22 protein-coding genes are annotated in these 20,273 nt (G+C 56.5%); 17 read left to right on the top strand and 5 right to left on the bottom strand.

Annotated elements, in window-relative coordinates; all coding sequences use genetic code 11:
• Position 1: 1 nt before the first annotated feature.
• On the bottom strand, positions 2–1,369 hold the full coding sequence (ffh, locus tag RCI20_RS11110) for a signal recognition particle protein (RefSeq protein WP_306605449.1): 1,368 nt from the start codon (positions 1,367–1,369) through the stop codon (positions 2–4).
• 29 nt (positions 1,370–1,398) lie between these two features.
• Between ffh and RCI20_RS11105 the strand changes: the two genes are divergently transcribed.
• From RCI20_RS11105 to slmA, 13 genes are all read left to right on the top strand, one after another.
• Positions 1,399–2,238, top strand: a complete 840-nt coding sequence (locus tag RCI20_RS11105) for an inner membrane protein YpjD (RefSeq protein ID WP_306605447.1) — start codon at positions 1,399–1,401, stop codon at positions 2,236–2,238.
• 1 nt (position 2,239) lies between these two features.
• Positions 2,240–3,547 carry an HlyC/CorC family transporter gene (locus tag RCI20_RS11100; RefSeq protein ID WP_306605445.1) on the top strand — a complete coding sequence of 436 codons (1,308 nt, stop codon included), beginning with the start codon at positions 2,240–2,242 and terminating at the stop codon, positions 3,545–3,547.
• A 43-nt stretch (positions 3,548–3,590) separates the two neighbouring features.
• Positions 3,591–5,306 (top strand): type IV-A pilus assembly ATPase PilB, encoded by a 1,716-nt coding sequence (gene pilB / locus RCI20_RS11095; protein ID WP_306605443.1) that lies wholly within the window; start codon positions 3,591–3,593, stop codon positions 5,304–5,306.
• 17 nt (positions 5,307–5,323) lie between these two features.
• Positions 5,324–6,544, top strand: a complete 1,221-nt coding sequence (locus RCI20_RS11090; RefSeq protein ID WP_306605441.1) for a type II secretion system F family protein — start codon at positions 5,324–5,326, stop codon at positions 6,542–6,544.
• The gene (locus RCI20_RS11085) at positions 6,544–7,392 is read left to right on the top strand and encodes an A24 family peptidase (RefSeq protein ID WP_306605439.1); all 849 of its coding nucleotides are present in this window, start codon (positions 6,544–6,546) and stop codon (positions 7,390–7,392) included. The genes RCI20_RS11090 and RCI20_RS11085 overlap by 1 nt, the downstream gene beginning before the upstream one ends.
• A gap of 71 nt (positions 7,393–7,463) precedes the next feature.
• Positions 7,464–7,715, top strand: a complete 252-nt coding sequence (locus RCI20_RS11080; protein ID WP_306605437.1) for a zinc ribbon domain-containing protein — start codon at positions 7,464–7,466, stop codon at positions 7,713–7,715.
• A complete protein-coding gene (locus tag RCI20_RS11075; protein WP_306605482.1) occupies positions 7,715–8,329 on the top strand; it encodes a DUF502 domain-containing protein in 615 nt (204 codons plus the stop codon). The genes RCI20_RS11080 and RCI20_RS11075 overlap by 1 nt, the downstream gene beginning before the upstream one ends.
• 21 nt (positions 8,330–8,350) lie before the next feature.
• Positions 8,351–10,165 (top strand): aspartate--tRNA ligase, encoded by a 1,815-nt coding sequence (aspS, locus tag RCI20_RS11070; RefSeq protein ID WP_306605435.1) that lies wholly within the window; start codon positions 8,351–8,353, stop codon positions 10,163–10,165.
• 3 nt (positions 10,166–10,168) lie between these two features.
• Positions 10,169–10,525 carry a ribonuclease domain-containing protein gene (locus RCI20_RS11065; RefSeq protein ID WP_306605433.1) on the top strand — a complete coding sequence of 119 codons (357 nt, stop codon included), beginning with the start codon at positions 10,169–10,171 and terminating at the stop codon, positions 10,523–10,525.
• A gap of 6 nt (positions 10,526–10,531) precedes the next feature.
• Positions 10,532–11,365: a dihydroneopterin triphosphate diphosphatase gene (gene nudB, locus RCI20_RS11060; RefSeq protein ID WP_306605431.1), complete on the top strand. Its 834-nt coding sequence runs from the start codon at positions 10,532–10,534 to the stop codon at positions 11,363–11,365.
• A gap of 72 nt (positions 11,366–11,437) precedes the next feature.
• Positions 11,438–12,325: an acetylglutamate kinase gene (gene argB / locus RCI20_RS11055; protein ID WP_306605429.1), complete on the top strand. Its 888-nt coding sequence runs from the start codon at positions 11,438–11,440 to the stop codon at positions 12,323–12,325.
• A gap of 2 nt (positions 12,326–12,327) precedes the next feature.
• Complete coding sequence (locus RCI20_RS11050; RefSeq protein ID WP_306605427.1) at positions 12,328–12,969, top strand: pyrimidine 5'-nucleotidase; 642 nt, start codon at positions 12,328–12,330, stop codon at positions 12,967–12,969.
• A gap of 35 nt (positions 12,970–13,004) precedes the next feature.
• A complete protein-coding gene (gene slmA, locus RCI20_RS11045) occupies positions 13,005–13,607 on the top strand; it encodes a nucleoid occlusion factor SlmA (RefSeq protein WP_306605426.1) in 603 nt (200 codons plus the stop codon).
• Positions 13,608–13,658: 51 nt separating this feature from the next.
• Here the strand turns inward: slmA and hemB are convergent, their stop codons facing one another.
• Positions 13,659–14,657 (bottom strand): porphobilinogen synthase, encoded by a 999-nt coding sequence (gene hemB / locus RCI20_RS11040; protein ID WP_306605480.1) that lies wholly within the window; start codon positions 14,655–14,657, stop codon positions 13,659–13,661.
• A 106-nt stretch (positions 14,658–14,763) separates the two neighbouring features.
• Positions 14,764–15,465, bottom strand: coding sequence for a ribosome biogenesis GTP-binding protein YihA/YsxC (gene yihA, locus RCI20_RS11035; RefSeq protein WP_306605424.1), 702 nt, complete (start codon positions 15,463–15,465; stop codon positions 14,764–14,766).
• A 109-nt stretch (positions 15,466–15,574) separates the two neighbouring features.
• Between yihA and RCI20_RS11030 the strand changes: the two genes are divergently transcribed.
• The 4 genes from RCI20_RS11030 to RCI20_RS11015 all read left to right on the top strand — a co-directional run bounded on the left by RCI20_RS11030 (position 15,575) and on the right by RCI20_RS11015 (position 18,350).
• Positions 15,575–16,210: a cytochrome c gene (locus tag RCI20_RS11030; RefSeq protein WP_306605422.1), complete on the top strand. Its 636-nt coding sequence runs from the start codon at positions 15,575–15,577 to the stop codon at positions 16,208–16,210.
• A 150-nt stretch (positions 16,211–16,360) separates the two neighbouring features.
• Positions 16,361–16,792 carry a CBS domain-containing protein gene (locus RCI20_RS11025; protein ID WP_306605420.1) on the top strand — a complete coding sequence of 144 codons (432 nt, stop codon included), beginning with the start codon at positions 16,361–16,363 and terminating at the stop codon, positions 16,790–16,792.
• Position 16,793: 1 nt separating this feature from the next.
• Positions 16,794–17,642, top strand: coding sequence for an HDOD domain-containing protein (locus RCI20_RS11020; protein ID WP_306605418.1), 849 nt, complete (start codon positions 16,794–16,796; stop codon positions 17,640–17,642).
• 42 nt (positions 17,643–17,684) lie between these two features.
• Positions 17,685–18,350 (top strand): sulfite oxidase heme-binding subunit YedZ, encoded by a 666-nt coding sequence (locus tag RCI20_RS11015; RefSeq protein WP_306605416.1) that lies wholly within the window; start codon positions 17,685–17,687, stop codon positions 18,348–18,350.
• 9 nt (positions 18,351–18,359) lie between these two features.
• On the opposite strand, the gene RCI20_RS11010 is transcribed toward RCI20_RS11015, so the two are convergent.
• Positions 18,360–19,250 carry a methyltransferase domain-containing protein gene (locus RCI20_RS11010; RefSeq protein WP_306605414.1) on the bottom strand — a complete coding sequence of 297 codons (891 nt, stop codon included), beginning with the start codon at positions 19,248–19,250 and terminating at the stop codon, positions 18,360–18,362.
• Entirely contained in the window at positions 19,247–20,230 is a 984-nt protein-coding gene (bioB, locus tag RCI20_RS11005; RefSeq protein ID WP_306605413.1) for a biotin synthase BioB, read from the bottom strand. The genes RCI20_RS11010 and bioB overlap by 4 nt, the downstream gene beginning before the upstream one ends.
• Positions 20,231–20,273 lie beyond the last annotated feature (43 nt).

Here is a 20,273-nt window from a genome sequence, read left to right as displayed (position 1 = left end):
CTCAACGTCCCAAGCCGCCCATGCCAGGCATCATGCCCTTCATGCCACGCATCAACTTGCCGATGCCGCCCTTGGAAAATTGCTTCATCATTTTTTGCGTTTGTTCGAACTGATTGAGCAGGCGATTGACTTCCTGCACCTGGACGCCCGCCCCCATCGCAATACGCCGCTTCCGGCTGGCTTTGATCAACTCGGGCTTGGCGCGTTCGGCTGGCGTCATCGAATTGATGATGCCCTCAACCCTGGCAATCATCTTGTTTTCCGCCCCAGCAGGCAATTGACCTGCAGCCTGGGCAAACTGCGCCGGCATTTTGTCCATCAGCGCACTCAAACCACCCATGTTGCGCATCTGACCGATCTGCTCCTTGAAATCGCTAAGATCGAAACCCTTGCCTGACTTCAGTTTCTTGGCGAAGGCGACGGCCTTTTCCTCGTCCAGCCCCTTGCGTGCCTCCTCAATCAGCGAGAGCACATCGCCCATACCGAGAATCCGCGACGCCATACGTTCCGGATGGAAGGCTTCCAGACCGGTGAGCTTTTCCCCCACACCGGCGAACTTGATCGGCTTGCCCGTTACATGGCGAACCGACAACGCCGCACCGCCGCGCGCATCGCCGTCCAGCTTGGTCAGCACCACACCGGTCAAGGGCAACGCCTCGTTGAAGGCCTTGGCGGTATTGACCGCATCCTGACCGAGCATCGCATCAACCACGAACAAGGTCTCGATCGGATTGATGGCTACGTGCAGACGCTTGATTTCGGCCATCATTTCCTCGTCGACCGCAAGACGACCGGCGGTATCGACCAGCAAGACATCATGGTAGTGACGCTTGGCCCAATCGATCGCTGCCTCGGCAATCGCCTCGGGCTTTTCACCGACAGCCGACGGGAAGAAATCAACCCCGGCCTGCCCGGCCACCGATTTCAACTGCTCGATCGCCGCCGGACGGTAAACGTCACAGGACACCACCAAAACCTTTTTCTTGTGGCTTTCCTTGAGAAATTTGGCCAGCTTGCCGACTGTCGTGGTCTTCCCGGCACCTTGCAGGCCGGCCATCAATACAATGGCTGGCGGCTGGGTATTGAAATTGATGCCTTCGTGGGCATCGCCCATGATTTTGGTCAGCTCGGCATGAACAACGCCAATCAGCGCCTGGCCAGGGCTAAGCGAACCGATAACGGCCTCGCCCACCGCCTGTTCCTTGACTGCGGCAATGAAATCCTTGACGACAGGCAAGGCCACATCGGCCTCCAGCAAGGCCATGCGTACTTCACGCAAGGCATCGGCAATATTGGATTCTGTCAGGCGGGCTTCGCCCTTCAGCGTCTTCATGACGCGGGCAAGGCGGGTGGTCAGGTTGTCGAGCATGTCAGATAGGCTTCTAGTAGAATTCGCGAATGGTCGACATTGTAATTCAGCTTCTCCCTCACAGCCTCGCCGCCCTGATTTACGGGGCACTCGGTTTCCATTTCTGGAATACCCGCTGGCGTGACCACGATGAACAATGCATTGCCTGCCCAATGAAAACCTGGGAGCGAATGGCCATTGGCAGCGCCTTGGCAATTCACGCTTACGGTTTGTTCTCGGCGCTTTTGGCCCGGGACGGCATGCACTTTTCCTTTGGGCTCGCCCTATCATTGATGATGTGGCTTGCCGTACTGATTTACTGGCTGGAAAGTTTCATGGCGCGCATGGAAGGCATGCAACCGATGGTTTTGCCACTGGCCGCACTTTGCGCGCTGTTGCCCATCTTTTTCCCTGCAGACCACGTGGTCGCCAATGCCGATGCAACAGGCTTCCAATTCCACTTTCTTGCGGCCATGCTGGCCTACAGCCTGCTCACCTTGGCCGCCCTGCACGCAATTTTCATGGGGTTTACCGAAAACGCCCTGCATCGCCGACTCATCAAGCGTGGCCTGACCAGCCTGCCATCACTGATGGCAATGGAGTCTCTGTTGTTCCGCATGCTGATGCTCGGCTTCATCCTTCTTTCACTGGCCGTTGGCAGTGGCCTGTTGTTTTCCGAATGGATTTTTGGCAAACCGCTGGCACTGGATCATAAAGTCTTTTTCGCCATTGCCTCGTGGTGCATTTTTGCTACGCTGCTGATCGGCCGCCACGTTTGGGGTTGGCGCGGGAAACGCGCCTTGCGTCTGACACTGGCGGGTTTTGCGCTGTTAATTCTGGCATATTTCGGCAGCCGTTTTGTCGTCGAAATCATTCTCGGGCGACTCTGAGGTGAACGATATTCCGATCTCCGTTCAACTGGGCGTGTTGATCGCCCTGCTCGCCATGTCGGCCTTCTTTTCGATGAGCGAAACGGCGATGATGGCAGCAAATCGTTTCCGACTTCGCCATCTAGCCCAAAGTGGCTCTCCCGGGGCGAGAAAAGCCATTGCGTTGCTGGATAAGACAGACAAGATGCTCGGGGTCATCCTGCTTGGCAACAACCTGGTCAATGCGGCAGCCGCAACATTGGTCAGTGTCATCGCCATGGAGTTGTTTGGCGATGAAAAATGGGCACTGGGTGCCAGCACCCTGGTCGTAACTTTCGCCATTCTGGTTTTTTCCGAGATCACGCCCAAGATCATTGGGGCCACTTACGCTGACCGCATCGCACCAATTATTGCCTACGCCCTAACGCCACTCCTGCGCTTCTGCTACCCCATCATCTGGTTTGTTAACCTTTTTGCAGCGGCAATCCTGCGCATGCTTGGCTTGTCTCTTCATCCGTCTGCCGAATCCACCCGCCTCTCCCCGGAAGAGTTACGCAGCCTCGTCCTGGAATCATCCAACGTCATCCCAAAGAAACACCAAGCCATTCTTAACAGCCTTTTCGACCTGAACGAAATCACGGTCGAGCACATGATGACACCGCGCGGCAGCATTGAAATACTGGATATTGAGCAGGAATGGAGTGAAGTCCTGAACCAATTGATGACCAGTCACCACAGTCGCCTACCGGTCTGCCGTGGCTCACTGGACCAGTTGCTCGGCGTTCTCCCGGTTCGCCGTCTGCTGACCGCAATCGGCAGCACCAACTTCAACGAAGCGTCACTGGTGGACGCGCTGCAGCAGCCCTATTACATTCCTGCCGGCACCGCAGTGTTTTCCCAACTGGCCTTTTTCCAGGAAAACCGCCAGCGCATCGGCTTCGTTGTCGACGAGTATGGTGAGATCCTTGGCTTGCTGACACTCGAAGACATCATCGAAGAAATTGTCGGCGACTTTACAACAACCATCCCCGGACTTGATGCCGACCTAGAGTGGCTTGATGATGGAAGCATTGTCGTGGAAGGCTCCCGACAACTGCGGGATCTTAATCGCATGCTCGGTCTCGACTTTCCTCTTACCGGTCCAAAAACGCTCAATGGCCTTATCCTTGAACACTTTCAGGATATTCCGGAGGCGGATGTCAGTCTCAAACTGAATGACGTTGCCGTAGAAATACTGCAAACCCAGGATCGTAGTGTTGTGACCGCACGCCTTTATCGGCCCACTGCGGGCAAAACCCCTGACAACCTTTACAAAGCCACTTCCCGGTAGCATTATCGGGCGATACTCTTGGCAACGGAAATTCACAAATTCGATGGTAGCAACCCCTCAAAACTCTCCGCTTAGCGGCTTGGCGCGCGCCCTGGTCCAAGCTGGCAGATTGAAAGAAGCAGAAGCCGAAGAATTGACGCAGCAAGCACTTGCCGCGAAACTTCCATTGATCGAGCAGATCATTTTAGCCAAAAAAGCAACGGCGACAGAGATTGCCCGCTTTGCGGCAGAAACTTTTGGTTATCCGCTACTTGACCTCGCCGCATTTGATGATGCGCAGATTCCACAGGATGCGATCGACCGCAAACTGATAGCGACACACAAGGTAATCCCACTCAACAAGCGTGGTAATCGGCTATCGGTTGCCGTCGCCGACCCTACCAATTTGCGGGCACTGGATGAAATTCGATTCCAGACTGGACTTACCGTCGACCCGATCGTCGTTGAGCTACCAAAGCTCGCCCCCTTCGTTGCGAAATTTTCGGAATCCAGCGCCGACGCATTAAAGAACCTCACCGATGACGAATTCAATCTGGACTTTCTCGACGAAGAGGCTGCGGCCAAAGTCGACGAAGCAGCGGGGCAGGAGATCGACGATGCTCCCGTCGTCAAGTTCATTCAAAAAATGCTGCTCGACGCCATCAACGATGGTGCATCAGATATCCATTTCGAACCTTATGAAAAGTACTATCGCATTCGCTTTCGCGTAGACGGAATCCTGCGCGAAGTGGCGACACCGCCACTTGCCATCAAGGAAAAAATAGCATCTCGCATCAAGGTAATATCACGTCTGAATATTGCAGAAAAACGCATACCACAAGATGGACGCATGAAACTGGTACTTTCCAAGACCAGAGCCATCGATTTCCGGGTCAGCACCTTGCCGACACTGCAAGGAGAAAAAATCGTACTGCGCATCCTAGATCCCGCATCGGCCACTCTGGGCATCGAAGCGCTAGGATACGAACCAGAACAAAAAGAAGCCCTTCTGGATGCAATCAACCGGCCATACGGCATGGTGCTAGTGACGGGACCAACCGGTTCAGGCAAGACGGTATCGCTTTACACCTGTCTTAATATTCTCAACAAAGACGGCGTCAATATTGCAACGGCAGAAGACCCGGCAGAAATCAATCTCTCCGGCATCAATCAAGTCAATATCGATGATCGGGCCGGATTAACCTTTCCTGTCGCATTAAAAGCCTTCCTCCGTCAGGATCCGGACATCATCATGGTCGGTGAAATTCGTGATCTGGAAACCGCCGAAATTGCCATCAAGGCAGCCCAGACTGGCCATATGGTGCTGTCCACGCTGCACACCAACGACGCCCCTCAGACACTAACCCGCTTGATGAACATGGGCGTCCCGACATTCAACATCGCCTCAAGCATCTTGCTGATTACCGCACAACGCCTGGCCCGTCGCCTGTGTAACTGCAAGCAGCCCATGACTGTGCCCGAAAAAACCTTACTTGATGCCGGATACAAGCCGGAAGACCTGGATGGCTCTTGGACGCTGTATGGCCCGGGCGGCTGCGAACGCTGCAAGGGAAGCGGCTTCAAGGGACGGGTTGGCATCTATCAGGTCATGCCGGTATCCGAAGCCATGCAACGTCTGATCATGAGTGGCGCAACCGCACTGGATTTGGCACAGCAAGCAAAATCTGAAGGCGTCAAGGATCTGCGCGAATCTGGCCTCCTCAAGGTAAGACAGGGCGTCACCTCGCTTGACGAGGTTTTGAGCACAACAAATGCATAAACTGAAGGACCATCTCAATGGCGACCGCTGACAAGGCAAGTAAAGTCAAGGAATTCACCTTCCTGTGGGAGGGGACGAACCGCGAAGGCAAGACAGTTCGTGGTGAGATTCGTGCCGCCTCATCCACCGTCGTAAGCTCCACATTGCGGCGCCAGGGGATTTCCACACAAAAAATCAAGAAGCAGCGGATCGGCAGCGGCAAGAAAATCACCGACAAAGACATCGCGCTTTTCACCCGCCAATTGGCAACCATGATGAAAGCGGGGGTTCCGTTGCTCCAGTCTTTTGACATTGTAGGCCGCGGTCACAGCAATCCAGCCGTTGGAAAACTGCTTCTGGATATCAAAGCCGAAGTCGAGACAGGCAGTTCACTGTCCCAAGCTTTCAAAAAATATCCCCTGTATTTCGATACCCTATTCTGCAATCTGGTTAGCGCCGGAGAACAGGCAGGGATTCTGGACTCGCTCCTTGATCGACTGGCAACCTACAAGGAAAAAATTCTGGCCATCAAGGGCAAAATCAAATCAGCACTGTTCTACCCGATTGCCGTTCTGGTCGTCGCCTTCATCATCACTGCCGTGATCATGATTTTCGTCATACCGGCGTTCAAAGAGGTGTTTACCAGTTTCGGTGCCGACTTGCCGGCCCCCACACTAATCGTCATGGGCATCTCGGACTTCTTCGTTGCTTGGTGGTGGGCCATTTTCGGTTTGATCGGGGGCTGCATCTACGGCTTTTTCGAGGCGTGGAAACGCTCCGAAAAAATGCAGATGGTCATGGACCGACTAATGCTTCGCATGCCTATTTTTGGTGAAATCGTACGAAAATCAGTCATTGCACGATGGACCAGGACCTTGGCTACCATGTTTGCTGCCGGCGTTCCCCTGGTTGAATCGCTGGACTCTGTCGGCGGAGCGGCAGGTAACCACGTATACAAACTGGCAACCCGACAAATCCAGAGCGAGGTTTCCAGCGGTACCAGCCTGACTGCTGCGATGCAGAATGCAAATATTTTTCCGAACATGGTGACCCAGATGGTCGCCATCGGTGAGGAATCCGGCGCCCTTGACTCCATGCTGTCAAAAGTTGCCGATTTCTTCGAAGCCGAAGTGGATGATGCGGTCGACGCGATGTCCAGTCTGATGGAGCCGCTCATCATGGTGGTACTCGGTACGCTGATCGGTGGCATGGTTGTTGCCATGTACTTGCCAATTTTCAAGATTGGCGCGGTGGTCTAATGCTTGCAGAATCACTGCTTGGCACCATTACCGCCGGACTGTTCGGTCTGTGCGTCGGCAGCTTCCTGAATGTTGTCATTTATCGCCTGCCCAAGATGATGGAGCGGGAATGGCGGACACAATGTGCAGAAATACAGGGAGAAGCCACGTCCACCGCAGAAAGCTTTAACCTCGCACAGCCACGCTCACGCTGCCCGAACTGCGGCCATCGGATCACCGCCTTGGAGAACATCCCGCTAATCAGTTATCTGCTGATACTCAAAGGGAAATGTTCAGCCTGCAAGACACCGATCTCGGCTCGCTATCCACTGATAGAGGCTCTGACGGCTGCCCTCTCGGCCTTTGCCATCTGGCACTTCGGACTCAACATGCAGGGCGCAGGTGCGCTGTTGCTGCTCTGGGCACTCATTGCGCTAACTTTCATCGACCTTGATACCCAGTTGCTACCGGATAGCATCACCCTTCCCCTGGTTTGGCTGGGCTTGGCATTCAATCTCCACAACACCTTCACCGACCTTCATACCGCAGTGATTGGTGCCATGGCAGGCTACCTGGCACTTTGGAGCGTGTTCTGGCTTTTCAAGCTGGCAACAGGAAAAGAAGGGATGGGCTACGGTGACTTCAAGTTGCTCGCAGCACTGGGCGCCTGGCTGGGCTGGCAGATGTTGCCGGCCATCATCCTGCTTTCTTCAATAGTGGGTGCCGCCGTCGGCATCACCCTGATTGTTGTTGCCCGCCACGGACGCAACGTGCCGATCCCATTCGGTCCCTATCTTGCAGCAGCCGGTCTGATCACCCTATTCTGGGGAAAGACACTGACGCAGAGCTACCTTGGATTGATCTATTGAAATCCGGTGACTTCAGCCCGATATAGCTAGCTCACTCTCTCGGTTATAATTCAAGGTTTTGGAGGATTCCCATGCCGATTTACGAATATCGCTGCGACTCCTGCGGTTTTCAGAAGGAACACCTGCAGAAAATGAGCGATGCCGTGCTCACCACCTGCCCTTCTTGCGGCAAGGACAGCTACAGCAAACTGTTGTCAGCAGCAGGCTTCCAGTTAAAAGGTAGCGGCTGGTATGCGACAGATTTCAAGGGCGGCAGCAAGCCCGCCACACCACCTCCCTGCCAAACCGGGGAAGGAAGTTGTTCGTCGTGCGTGGCCAACTGATTAAACGCTATTTCATCACGGGGCTCCTGATCTGGGTTCCGCTGGTCATCACCGCTTGGGTTCTGTCAGTCATTGTCAGTGCGCTGGACCAGTCATTGCATCTACTCCCGGAAGTGTTACATCCGCGGAGTCTTTTTGGCTTTTCGATCCCAGGCGTAGGTGCGCTGCTTACCTTGGGAATGATCCTGCTCACCGGCTTGCTGGCGACCAATTTCATTGGCCAAAAACTGGTTGGCTGGTGGGACAAGCTGCTCTCTCGCATTCCAGTCGTCAATTCAGTATACAAAGCCGTCAAACAGGTCTCCGACACACTGTTTGCCCCTAATGGCAATGCGTTTCGCAAAGCACTTCTGGTCCAGTATCCACGCCAGGGCACATGGACCATCGCCTTCCTAACCGGCACGCCGGGTGGCGACATCCGGAACCACCTGACAGGCAACTACGTCAGTGTCTACGTACCGACCACCCCCAACCCAACCTCGGGCTTCTTTCTGATGCTGCCGGCCAGCGACGCCATTGAACTCGACATGACGGTGGACGAAGCCCTCAAATACATCATCTCGATGGGTGTCGTGGCCCCGCCGCCACGCCCTCACATTGTTCATCATACTTAAAAGCAACCTACGGAAAGTTTCATGCGTACTCATTACTGCGGACAACTCAATGCCGCCCTCGACGGGCAGATCGTCACCCTGTGTGGCTGGGCTCACCGTCGTCGCGACCACGGCGGCGTCATCTTCATTGACCTGCGCGACCGTGAGGGTCTGGCACAAATCGTTTGCGACCCGGACCGGGCCGACAGTTTCAAGATTGCTGAATCCGTCCGCAACGAGTTCTGTCTGAAGATCACCGGCAAAGTTCGCCCACGTCCGGCCGGCACGACCAACGCCAACTTGGCCTCCGGCGAAATCGAAATCCTTTGCCATGAAATCGAAGTCCTGAATCCGTCGGTCACGCCACCGTTCCAGCTCGACGAGGAAAACCTCTCCGAGAACGTCCGCCTGACCCATCGCGTCATCGACCTGCGCCGCCCGCAGATGCAGAATAACCTGATGCTGCGCTACAAGACGGCCCGTGCTTTCCGCCGCTTCCTCGACGATGCCGGTTTTGTCGACATCGAAACACCAATGCTGACCAAATCGACCCCGGAAGGCGCTCGCGACTACTTGGTGCCGTCACGCGTTCACCCCGGTCAGTTTTTTGCGTTGCCGCAATCGCCGCAGTTGTTCAAGCAACTGCTGATGGTCGCCGGTTTCGACCGTTACTACCAGATCGTCAAGTGCTTCCGCGATGAAGACCTGCGCGCTGACCGTCAGCCGGAATTCACCCAGGTTGATATCGAAACCTCGTTCATGAGCGAGGCAGAAATCACCGCGCTGATGGAAAAGCTGATCCGCACCGTGTTCAAGGAAGCGATCAACGTCGATCTGCCGGAGTTCCCGCGCATGACCTACGCCGAAGCCATGCACCGCTTCGGCTCGGACAAGCCGGACCTGCGCGTCACGCTCGAACTGACCGAAGTCACCGACGCCTTCAAGGATGTCGCCTTCAAGGTCTTCGCCGGCGTTGCCAACAGCGAAGGCGGCCGTATCGCCGCCATGCGCATTCCGGGCGGCGCCACGCTGACCCGTGGCGAAATCGACGCTTATACCCAATTCGTCGGCATTTACGGCGCCCGTGGTCTGGCCTATATCAAGGTCAATGACGTCACACAGATCAACGAAACCGGTCTGCAATCGCCCATCGTCAAGAACCTGTCGGAAGCCTCGCTGCGCGCCGTCATCGAGCGCACCGGCGCCCAGTCCGGCGACCTGATCTTCTTCGGCGCCGACAAGGCCAAGGTGGTCAACGACGCCCTCGGCGCACTGCGCATCAAGATCGGCCACGAAAAGGGCTTCGTCACCGGCGCCAAGTGGGCGCCGCTGTGGGTCATCGACTTCCCGATGTTCGAATACGACGACGAAAACAAGCGCTGGACCGCCTGCCACCACCCTTTCACCAGCCCGAAGGACGAGCATCTCGACCTGCTGGTGACCGATCCGGGCAAGTGCCTGGCCAAGGCCTACGACCTGGCGCTGAACGGCTGGGAACTGGGCGGCGGCTCGGTGCGTATCCACCGTTCCGACGTGCAGGAAAAGGTCTTCTCGGCCCTCAACATCGGTCCGGAAGAACAGCAGGCCAAGTTCGGCTTCCTGCTCGACGCGCTGAAGTACGGTGCCCCGCCGCACGGCGGCCTGGCCTTCGGCCTGGATCGTATCGTCACGATGATGACCGGTGCCGAGTCGATCCGTGACGTGATCGCCTTCCCGAAGACCCAGCGCGCCCAGTGTTTGCTGACTGATGCACCTTCTGCGGTCGACGAGAAACAATTGCGCGAATTGCACGTTCGTCTGCGCCAGAAGGTCGAGACCCAGGTCGAAGTCGAGCAAGCCAAAGGCGAAAAGGCCTAAGCCATGCGCCAATGGCAGCGCTTCCTGATCGTTTTTTTCCTGGCGATCGGAAGCGCTTTTGCTTTTTTTGGCAGCAAGGCTTCCAGCGACTGGATCGGCGTTGCCGATCTGCCACCGGAAGCGCGCGAAACGCTGGCACTGATCAAACAGGATGGGCCTTTCCCCTACAAGCGGGACGGCATCGTCTTCAATAATTTCGAGAAATTGCTGCCCGCGCAACCCCGTGGGTATTACCGGGAATACACCGTGAAGACGCCAGGACGCAAGGATCGCGGGCCACGGCGCATCGTTGCCGGCAAGCAGCCCGAGTATTACTACACGGAAGACCACTACAAGTCCTTCCGGCGCATCCGGGAGTAGATGAGCATGGACAACACTGCCTTGCCATCCGGCGTATTTCTGTTACCGCCAAACACCACCAGCCATCCGACTTTTACGGTCGACGTCTCGGGAATGACTGAAATCGGTGCCATCCTGGAACGGATTGGTACGGTGCTTCAATTTCCGGATTGGTATGGCGCGAACTTCGATGCACTGATGGACTGCCTGAGCGATCCGGACTGGCAGCCAGGTAGCAGCCCGGTCATTCTTGTCGAAGGTTTGCGCGCCCTCGGCGAATCAAAAGCAGCACAACTGGAAACCCTGCTTGATGTCTTGCGTGCAGCAAGTGACAGCCGCAGCGAGGAAGGCTTGGGCCTGTCCATCCTGATCGATTATCCGGCAACCGGAGTCGCCAACTGGCCGGAAATTGCCAAACCAGCCAAACAACCCGTCTCCGTTCTCGTCGTCATCTACACCCGCAACATGGATGTCCTGCTGCTTGAGCGGGCAGCCCATCCGGATTTGTGGCAATCGGTCACCGGCAGCCGGGAAGGCACGGAAAGCCTGGCTGAAACGGCGCATCGTGAAGTGCTTGAAGAAACCGGCATTGACAGCAGCCAGTACACGCTGACCGACTGGCACATCGAGAATGATTACGAAATCTTCCCGGCCTGGCGCCATCGCTATCCTGCCGGTGTAACGCGCAACAACGAACATGTTTTCGGCCTGCAACTCCCGGACAGGGTCGATATTACGATTGCCCCGGACGAACATCGCGCCTGCTGCTGGCTGCCCTGGCAGGAAGCCGCCGAACGCTGCTTTTCCTGGAGTAATCGTGATGCCATCCGCTTGCTGCCGGCTGTCGCCAAAGCCGACTAAGCCCACACCGGCCGGATCCCGCTCCGACCTTTTTCTTTGTACAATTCGCCGCGATTCCTTCAGGAGCCTGCCATGAGCACCGCAAACCTTACCCCCGGCACCAAGGCCGCCGTTCTGGCCGAAGCACTGCCTTACATCAAGCGTTTCCACGGCAAGACCATCGTCGTCAAATACGGTGGCAATGCGATGACCGACGAACACCTGAAAAACTGCTTCGCGCGCGATGTCGTGCTGCTTGAACTGGTCGGTTTCAACATCGTCGTCGTGCACGGCGGCGGACCGCAGATCGAAAACCTGCTGGCACGCGTCGGCAAAAAGGGCGAGTTCATTCAGGGCATGCGCGTCACCGATGCCGAAACCATGGAAGTCGTCGAAATGGTCCTCGGCGGCCAGGTGAACAAAGACATCGTCAACCTGATCAACCAGCACGGCGGCAAGGCCGTCGGCCTGACCGGCAAGGATGGCAATTTCATTCGCGCCAAGAAGTTGATGCTGGAAAACAAGGACAACCCGGGCGACCTGATCGATGTAGGCCAGGTCGGCGAAATCACCTCGATCGATCCCTCGCTGATCGACCATCTCGACAAGGGTTCCTTCATCCCGGTCATTGCTCCGATCGGGGTTGGCAAGGATGGCGAAACCTACAACATCAATGCCGATGTGGTAGCCGGCAAGATCGCCGAAGTCCTGAAGGCCGAAAAGCTGGTCTTGCTGACCAACACGCCAGGTGTCCTGGACAAGGCGGGCAATCTGATCACCGGCATCACGCCCAAGGAAATCGACGAGATGGTGGCCGATGGCACGCTGTCCGGCGGCATGCTGCCGAAAATCGGCTCGGCCCTCGATGCTGCACGCAATGGCGTCAAGGGCGTGCACATCATCGATGGCCGCGTCGAACACGCGCTGTTGCTGGAAATTCTGACCGACCATGGCGTCGGCACGATGATCAAGTCGCACTAAGCATGCCCGGGGATCGCGTCTGGCTGTTTGACCTCGACAACACACTGCACAACGCGACCCCACACATCTTCCCGCACATCAATCGCTCGATGCGCGAATACATCGAGCGACATCTAGGCGTCGACAAAGACGAGGCCAACCGCATCCGGCAACGCTACTGGACACGCTACGGCGCCACGCTGCTCGGTCTGATCCGCCACCACAACATCGACCCGCATCACTTTCTGTGGGAAACGCATCAATTTCCCGATCTGCAGCGCATGCTGGTCTTTGAAAAGCCGCTGCTGAACGCACTGAAGCGCTTGCCCGGCCGCAAGATCCTTTTTTCCAATGCCCCCCGTCACTACACCAAAGCCATCCTCGACCTGACAGGTCTCGGACAGTGCTTTGCTGCGGTCTACACGGTGGAAAGCCTGAAATTCCAGCCCAAGCCGATGCCCGCCGGTTTCCGTGCCCTGCTCCATGCCGAACGACTCGATCCACGGCATTGCATCATGGTCGAAGACAGCCTGCCCAATCTGGTGACGGCAAAAAAACTCGGCATGCGCACCGTGCTGGTGAGCACCAACTCTCGCCAGCCGCCCTATGTGGACCTGAAGGTTTCCTCGGTCCTGCAACTGCCCCAACGTTGCGGTCGACTATAATTTCGGCATAAAAATCAACGAGAGGGTAAGCTTTCATGGCAAGCAAACCGGGCGAACGTCGCCTGCAGATTCTGCAAACCCTGGCAGAAATGCTGGAAACCCCGAAAGGGGAAAAAATCACCACCGCCGCACTGGCCGCCCGGCTCGAATGCTCCGAAGCTGCGCTCTATCGCCACTTCGCCAGCAAGGCGCAGATGTTTGAAGGACTGATCGAATTCATCGAACAGAGCCTGTTAGGTGTCATCAACCAGATCGGGCGCGAAGAAGAACGCGGATTGCGCCAGGTTGAAATGACACTTGGCCTGCTGCTTAATTTTGCCCAGAAAAATCGCGGCATGACCCGCGTCCTGATCGGCGACGCGCTGGTCAATGAAAACGAGCGCCTGCAAACCCGCATCAATGGTTTGCTCGACAAACTCGAAGCGGCACTGAAGCAATCGCTGCGCATCGCGGCAACTCAGGAAAACCTGAAACCGGACGCCGACTTTGGCGCACTGGCCAACTTGCTGCGCTGCTACGTGGTCGGCCGCTGGGAACAGTACGCCCGCTCGGGGTTCAGCCGCGAACCGCTCTCCCTCTGGCCGCAACAGTGGCCTATGCTTTACCTGGCCTGCCTGTCGCAAGCCGCGACCACGTAAACGAACAAGGGCGGCCAAGGAGCCGCCCTTTTGCCATGTGCCGTACGGCAATCAAGCTTGCAAATATTCGGCCGCATCCAGTGCGAAATAGGTCAGGATGCCGTCCGCACCAGCCCGCTTGAAGGCCAGCAGGCTCTCCAGCACACAGGCTTTTTCATCCAGCCAACCGTTCTGCGCCGCCGCCTTCAGCATCGCGTACTCGCCACTCACCTGATAGGCGTAGGTCGGCACCTTGAACTCATCCTTAACCCGCCGCACGATATCCAGATACGGCATACCCGGCTTGACCATGACCATGTCGGCGCCTTCGGCAATATCCAGGGCGACTTCCCGCAAGGCTTCATCGGTATTGGCCGGATCCATCTGGTAGGTATATTTGTTGCCCTTGCCAAGATTACCCGCCGAGCCGACCGCATCGCGGAATGGCCCGTAAAAGCTCGACGCGTATTTGGCGGAATAAGCCAGGATGCGCGTATAGATCAGACCCGCCGCTTCCAGTTCCGCCCGCAGACGGCCAACCCGTCCATCCATCATGTCCGACGGCGCCACCACGTCGGCACCTGCGGTCGCGTGGCACAAGGCCTGGCGGGCCAGCACATCCAGCGTCTCGTCATTGAGCACATAACCGTTTGCATCGATCAGACCATCCTGACCATGACTGGTATAGGGGTCGAGAGCGACATCGGTTATCACCCCCAGCTCGGGAAACTCACGCTTCAGCGCACGCACGGTACGCGGGACAAGACCGTTCGGGTTATAGGCCTCTTCCGCCGCCAGCGACTTCTGCGCCGCATCGATCACCGGGAACAGCGCCAGTGCAGGGATGCCCAGCTTGACCGCCCGTTCGGCCGTTTTCAGCAGCACATCCAGCGACTGGCGCTCGACGCCAGGCATCGACGAAATTTTTTCGCTGCGATTTTCGCCTTCAAGCACGAAAACCGGGTAGATGAAGTCGTTGACCGTAAGAACGGACTCACGCATCAAGCGGCGCGAAAAATCATCGCGCCGCATCCGGCGCATGCGGGTACCGGGAAAAATGCCATCACGCATCGTCATGCTCTAACCTCGAAAAAATTGTAAAAATTTATGGCGAAACGCGGAACTTCCATTGGCTCGACACGTCAGAGCAAACAGATGGCACGCGCTATCTCCCGCTTCACCTCCCTGAGCGGGTGCCTTGACTACGTTGAGGCATTTTGGCCCCCGGACTCCCCTTATCCGGGGGCCCTTTGTTTTCCTTGACCGGCTTTTCCGGTTTAGCGATATCGAGCCAGCCGGACAGCACAGCCTCGGCATCCTCGACACCGGTTTTCTTCAAGCTGGAGAAAAGCTGCACGGAATACAGCGCGGCATCACCCCAGGTGGCAATCTCGGCCTTGACCGACTGGAAGACCTTGGTTTGTTCCTGACGGCTGAGCTTGTCGGCCTTCGACAACAAAATATGAATCGGCCGACCGGTCGGTCGAAACCAGTCGATCAGTCGCAAGTCGAGGTCGGTAAATGGACGCCGCACATCCATGATGACTACCAGACCAGCCAGTTGCTGCCGCTTGCTCAGGTAAGGCCCGATCAGCCCCTCCCACTGCGAGCGGATTTCCTCTGGCGCCTTGGCGTAACCGTAGCCGGGAAGGTCGACGAAATATTTTCCATCGGCCAACGTAAAGTAATTCAGATGCTGGGTACGGCCCGGCGTCTTGCTGACAAAAGCCAGGCGAACCCGCCCAGCCAAGGTATTGATTGCCGAAGATTTACCCGCATTGGAGCGCCCGGCAAAGGCAACTTCGCAAATGGAATCCGGGGGTAGATCGCGCAGATGGGCGACGGTTGTATGAAAAACCGCCTTCTGGAACAGAGGCATAAAAAACGCGGATAACCCGCCTAGGTAAAGGGGAACTGATATAGAATAACAGGTTTGTGACTTCCGTTCCGGCCAAAGCGCCCACCTACGCGCATTAGGAGTTCGAAAAATGATCCGTACCGCGGCAATGGCAATTCTGTTTGCCACCAGTGTTCTCTCTCACGCTTCCGAGCAAGCTTCGGCCAAGGCCGATCCTGCCAAGGGCAAAATTGTTGCTGAATCCATCTGTGTCGCCTGTCACGGCGCTGACGGGAACAGCATGACTTCGGCCAATCCGCACCTGGCCGGTCAGATCGAACCCTACATCTACAAGCAACTGAGCAACTTCAAGGCAGCCGACGGCAAGCCGGCAGCACGCGACAACGCCATCATGGCGGGCATGGTTGCCGCCCTGAGCGATGAAGACATGAGAAATGTCGCCGCCTGGTTTGCCAGCCAGAAGCTAAAGCCGGAAACAGCCAAGGATGAAACCAAGATTGCTCTGGGCAAGAAACTCTGGCGCCAAGGCGACTTCAAGAAGGGCGTCCCAGCCTGCGCAGGCTGCCACGGCCCGGCCGGTGCAGGTCTGCCCGCACAATACCCGCGTCTTGCTGGTCAGTTTGCCGAATACACAGAAGCCCAGTTGAAGGCTTTCCGTATCGGCGCACGCGCCAACGATCCGGAACAAATGATGCGGATGATTGCCGCAAAGCTGTCCGACGTTGAAATTCAGGCTGTTGCTGAATACGCTGCCGGCCTGCGCTGATTCGCTACAGCATCCCCAAAAAGGCAGCCCGGCGGGCTGCCTTTTGTTTGTCTGCGCATTATTGATACACGCGAATATCGGGTTTTCTTGTCGAGCCTCCGCACTGAGTTTAGACTGAACGCACATAAACCAACAACGAAGAGGCAAACCATGAAAACACTCAAGCAACTACTTGCCGACAAACCGACAAACCTGGCCACGACAACGCCCGACGATACGGTTTATCACGCTTTGTGCATCATGGCCGAGCACAATGTCGGGGCGCTTCTGGTTCTTGAGGGCGAACAACTGGTCGGCATTTTTTCCGAACGGGACTACGCGCGAAAGCAGATTCGCAACCAACGTTCGTCGAAGGAAACACCGGTTCGTGACCTGATGAGCGCCCGCGTTGCCTACGTCAGCCTGAACACATCGCTGGAAGAGTGCATGTCACTGATGACCGAGAAACGTTTCCGCCACCTGCCCGTCCTTGATGAACAGGGAAAAGTCTTGGGCATTCTGTCAATTGGCGACTTGGTCAAGGAAACAATCAGTGCCCAGCAATTTCTGATCGAAGAACTCGAACGTTACATCTCTGGATAACATGAACACACTAGGCAGCGTCCATTTCCGTATTCTTGAAGATATCGCCCGCGATCTTTCCGGGGACATCAGTTTTCCAACCTGCATGGATGCTGCCCTGCTTGTCCGCAACACCCTCAAAGACCCGTTTGCCAGCCTCGAACGGGTCGTCAAGGTGATTGGTGTCGACCCGCTGATTTCTAGCAAACTTTTACGCTTGGCCAACTCCGTCAGCTACAACCCTTCGGGCAAAAGTATCAACGACCTGACCACTGCCATCAGCCGCATTGGTTTCGACTCCGTGCGGACCATTTCGCTGGCTGTTGCCATGGAACAGATGCTGAAATCACGCAACCTGGCCAACTATGAAAGCATTTCTCACAACGCCTGGGAACACTCTTTGCACGTTGCCGCGATAGCACGGGTTCTCGCCCGTCGCATCGGTCGCATCAACCCGGACGAAGCGATGCTGGCCGGCCTGGTGCACGATATCGGGATTTTCTACCTGCTCTATCGGGCGACGGAATACGCGGAATACAAGAATGACCGCGCCGCATTGCTCGATTTGCTCGTCGGCTGGCACGAAGGGATTGGCGAAAGCCTTATCTATGCACTTGGTCTGCCAGAACGCATTGCTGAAGCCGTGCGCGATCATGACAGTCTGCAAAATGTCGAGACACCTTGCACGATACGTGACGTCCTCTATTTTGCCAATTTGCTTGCCGGCTGCGACAACGAATGGACCGCACGCAAATATACGCCGGAAGAACAGGAATTGATGGATGCCGACCGGGCCCGCTACCAAGATCTGGTTGAAGAGGCCGAAGAGGATATTGCCGAGCTGCGTAGCGCGCTCAACGTTTCAAGCTAAGGCAACACAGCGGTTCGCCAGCGGCCGCAAAACAACAGACACATGACAGACAAAAACACCGCACTCAAACTGCTCAAGCCTTTCCTTTTCCTGATCTGCCTGCTCCCTATCGGCTGGCTTGCCCATACGCTATCAGGCCAACCCCAGGACGAAAAGCTTGTCGAAGCCGTGCAGCGCTGGACCGGCATCTGGACGCTAAACTTCCTGTTGGTGACGCTGTGCATTTCACCACTTCGGGCAATCACAGGGCAACACTGGCTGATCCGCTTGCGCCGGATGCTCGGCTTGTTCACTTTTGCATACGGTGTACTGCATTTTCTTTGTTTCATCGGCCTGGACCACGCTTTCTCGGTCGACGCGATTGCCCGCGATGTTATAAAACATCCTTACACCAGCATCGGCTTTGCCGCATTCGTACTCCTGATTCCATTGGCCGCAACATCAAACCAATGGGCATTGCGCCGACTGGGTGGAAGAAAATGGCAGGAACTCCATCGAACCATCTATCTCATTGCAATTTTGGGGTGTGTGCATTACCTATGGCTAAGCCAGGCAGCCGAACGGTCGCTGATATGGCCACTAACCTACTCTGCCGGACTGGCAATTCTGCTGTGGTGGCGCCATCAGGATCGCCAACGCAAGGCAATCCCGGTAGCGCAATACCCGATAGCCAAGCCTCTGAAGTTTTTCAGCAAGCGCCCGGATTAAGTACGCGCGCTAACCTTTGCGCGGCCAATCAACGTGGATTACCGCGCGACCGTCCGCTATCTGTCGCGCCTCCGGCTTCCAGGCATGACCGTAAATGATCTCAAAGGTCGCCGGCAGCTTGCCATCCCGACGCAAGGCTTCATAGCCCTCCCGCACGGCGGCTAGACGCCCACGCCCGGTCAAACCATGGCGCCGGGCCTTCATGGCACAACTTGAGCCTGCCGCACGCAAATCACCAAACAGGGCATCCAGATCGTCATAAGTCAGGGTAATGACTTCCATATCCATCACCGGATCGGAAAAGCCACATTCGATCAGCATATCGCCAAGATCGTGCATGTCGGTAAAGCGCTGCGTATGCGCATAGCCGTCAGCGAAGACTGCGCGAAGTTCCTTGAGCGTATCCGGCCCCAGCGTTGAGAACATCAATAATCCGCCAACCTCCAGGACGCGATGCGCCTCTGCCAGCGCTGGCAACGGATCATCCAGCCAGTGCAACAGCAGATTTGACCAGATTATTGCGGTCGACCGCGATTGCACCGGCAAATGCAGCGCGTCCGCCACGACCCGTGCCGGCACCGACTTGCCCAAACCCAACCAGCGCTGCCAGGCCGGGCGGGGCACTTGCCCTGCTTGCAACATGGGCAAGGAGAGATCAAGACCAATCATCTGCGCTTCGGGATAGCGCTGGCTCAATTGATCGAAACTTCGGCCACGACTGCAACCGAGATCAAGGATTCGCTGCGGCGCCAACTTGACATAGTCGAGGCGCTCCAACATCCGCTGGTCGACTTCCCGAGCAAGAAAATCGCCATTGCCATAGTCCTGCGCGACGCGTGAAAAGCGCCGGGCAACCTGGCGACGGTCGACAAAACCGCCGCCTGTCTGATCTGCGCTCAAACGGCTTTCAGGCCCAGTCGGGCAAACAAGGCGTCGTCGCGATCCACTTCCGGATTGCCCGTCGTCAGCAAATGGTCGCCGTAGAACATCGAATTGGCCCCCGCCAGGAAACACAGCGCCTGCAATTCATCGCTCATTTCCTGACGCCCGGCTGACAAACGAACCCACGAGCCCGGCATGGTGATACGGGCGGCAGCGACCGTCCGGACGAACTCGAAAGGATCGAGACGCGGGTTATCAGCCAGCGGCGTACCCGGGATCGGCACCAGATTATTGATCGGCACGGACTCGGGCGGCACCGGCAGATTGGCCAACTGGACAATCAGTGCGGCGCGGTTCTTGCGCGACTCGCCCATCCCGATAATGCCGCCGGAGCAGACATTGATTCCGGCATCACGCACCTGATCGAGCGTATCCAGACGATCATCGTGGGTGTGCGACTTGATCACCTGACCGTAAAATTCCTTGTCGGTATCCAGGTTATGGTTGTAGTAGTCAAGGCCGGCTTCCTTCAGCTTCTCGGCCTGACCATCCTTGAGCATGCCAAGCGTCACGCAAGTCTGCATGCCCAACGCCTTGACCTCGCGCACCATCTCGAGCACCTTGTCCAGATCGTTGTCCTTCGGACCGCGCCAGGCAGCGCCCATACAGAAGCGAGACGCCCCTTTGTCCTTTGCCGCCTGCGCTGCCGCAACAACCTCGCCAATCGGCATCAGTCGCTCACGGGCCAGATCAGTGTCGTAACGAGCTGACTGCGAGCAATAACTGCAATCCTCCGAACACCCTCCCGTCTTGACAGACAACAACGCTGAGCGCTGAATGGCATTGGCATCAAAATTTTCGCGATGAACTTGCTGGGCGCGAAAAATCAAATCCATCAGCGGCATTTCATAGAGTGCCAGAACAGCCTCGGTTGTCCAGCGACGAACGGGTGCAGATTGGGCACAGGAAGAAGCAGCGGAGAGGGAACTGGCTTGCATGGAAGACCTTGAAAAAAGACTTGAAAAATCAACGGCGAATACC

It is taken from the genome of Azonexus sp., from assembly GCF_030824335.1.
Classification (GTDB): Bacteria; Pseudomonadota; Gammaproteobacteria; order Burkholderiales; family Rhodocyclaceae; genus Azonexus.
The sequence above is the reverse complement of the archived record's forward strand: the minus strand, read 5'-3'. Positions and strand labels throughout refer to the sequence as shown.

Bases quoted from the DNA above. Each gene is read 5' to 3' on its own strand.
- ffh (WP_306605449.1), bottom strand. From the start codon at position 1,369: ATGCTCGACAACCTGACCACCCGCCTTGCCCGCGTCATGAAGACGCTG.
- RCI20_RS11105 (WP_306605447.1), top strand. From the start codon at position 1,399: ATGGTCGACATTGTAATTCAGCTTCTCCCTCACAGCCTCGCCGCCCTG.
- pilB (WP_306605443.1), top strand. From the start codon at position 3,591: ATGGTAGCAACCCCTCAAAACTCTCCGCTTAGCGGCTTGGCGCGCGCC.
- RCI20_RS11090 (WP_306605441.1), top strand. From the start codon at position 5,324: ATGGCGACCGCTGACAAGGCAAGTAAAGTCAAGGAATTCACCTTCCTG.
- RCI20_RS11085 (WP_306605439.1), top strand. From the start codon at position 6,544: ATGCTTGCAGAATCACTGCTTGGCACCATTACCGCCGGACTGTTCGGT.
- RCI20_RS11080 (WP_306605437.1), top strand. From the start codon at position 7,464: ATGCCGATTTACGAATATCGCTGCGACTCCTGCGGTTTTCAGAAGGAA.
- aspS (WP_306605435.1), top strand. From the start codon at position 8,351: ATGCGTACTCATTACTGCGGACAACTCAATGCCGCCCTCGACGGGCAG.
- RCI20_RS11065 (WP_306605433.1), top strand. From the start codon at position 10,169: ATGCGCCAATGGCAGCGCTTCCTGATCGTTTTTTTCCTGGCGATCGGA.
- nudB (WP_306605431.1), top strand. From the start codon at position 10,532: ATGGACAACACTGCCTTGCCATCCGGCGTATTTCTGTTACCGCCAAAC.
- argB (WP_306605429.1), top strand. From the start codon at position 11,438: ATGAGCACCGCAAACCTTACCCCCGGCACCAAGGCCGCCGTTCTGGCC.
- RCI20_RS11050 (WP_306605427.1), top strand. From the start codon at position 12,328: ATGCCCGGGGATCGCGTCTGGCTGTTTGACCTCGACAACACACTGCAC.
- slmA (WP_306605426.1), top strand. From the start codon at position 13,005: ATGGCAAGCAAACCGGGCGAACGTCGCCTGCAGATTCTGCAAACCCTG.
- hemB (WP_306605480.1), bottom strand. From the start codon at position 14,657: ATGCGTGATGGCATTTTTCCCGGTACCCGCATGCGCCGGATGCGGCGC.
- yihA (WP_306605424.1), bottom strand. From the start codon at position 15,465: ATGCCTCTGTTCCAGAAGGCGGTTTTTCATACAACCGTCGCCCATCTG.
- RCI20_RS11030 (WP_306605422.1), top strand. From the start codon at position 15,575: ATGATCCGTACCGCGGCAATGGCAATTCTGTTTGCCACCAGTGTTCTC.
- RCI20_RS11025 (WP_306605420.1), top strand. From the start codon at position 16,361: ATGAAAACACTCAAGCAACTACTTGCCGACAAACCGACAAACCTGGCC.
- RCI20_RS11020 (WP_306605418.1), top strand. From the start codon at position 16,794: ATGAACACACTAGGCAGCGTCCATTTCCGTATTCTTGAAGATATCGCC.
- RCI20_RS11015 (WP_306605416.1), top strand. From the start codon at position 17,685: ATGACAGACAAAAACACCGCACTCAAACTGCTCAAGCCTTTCCTTTTC.
- bioB (WP_306605413.1), bottom strand. From the start codon at position 20,230: ATGCAAGCCAGTTCCCTCTCCGCTGCTTCTTCCTGTGCCCAATCTGCA.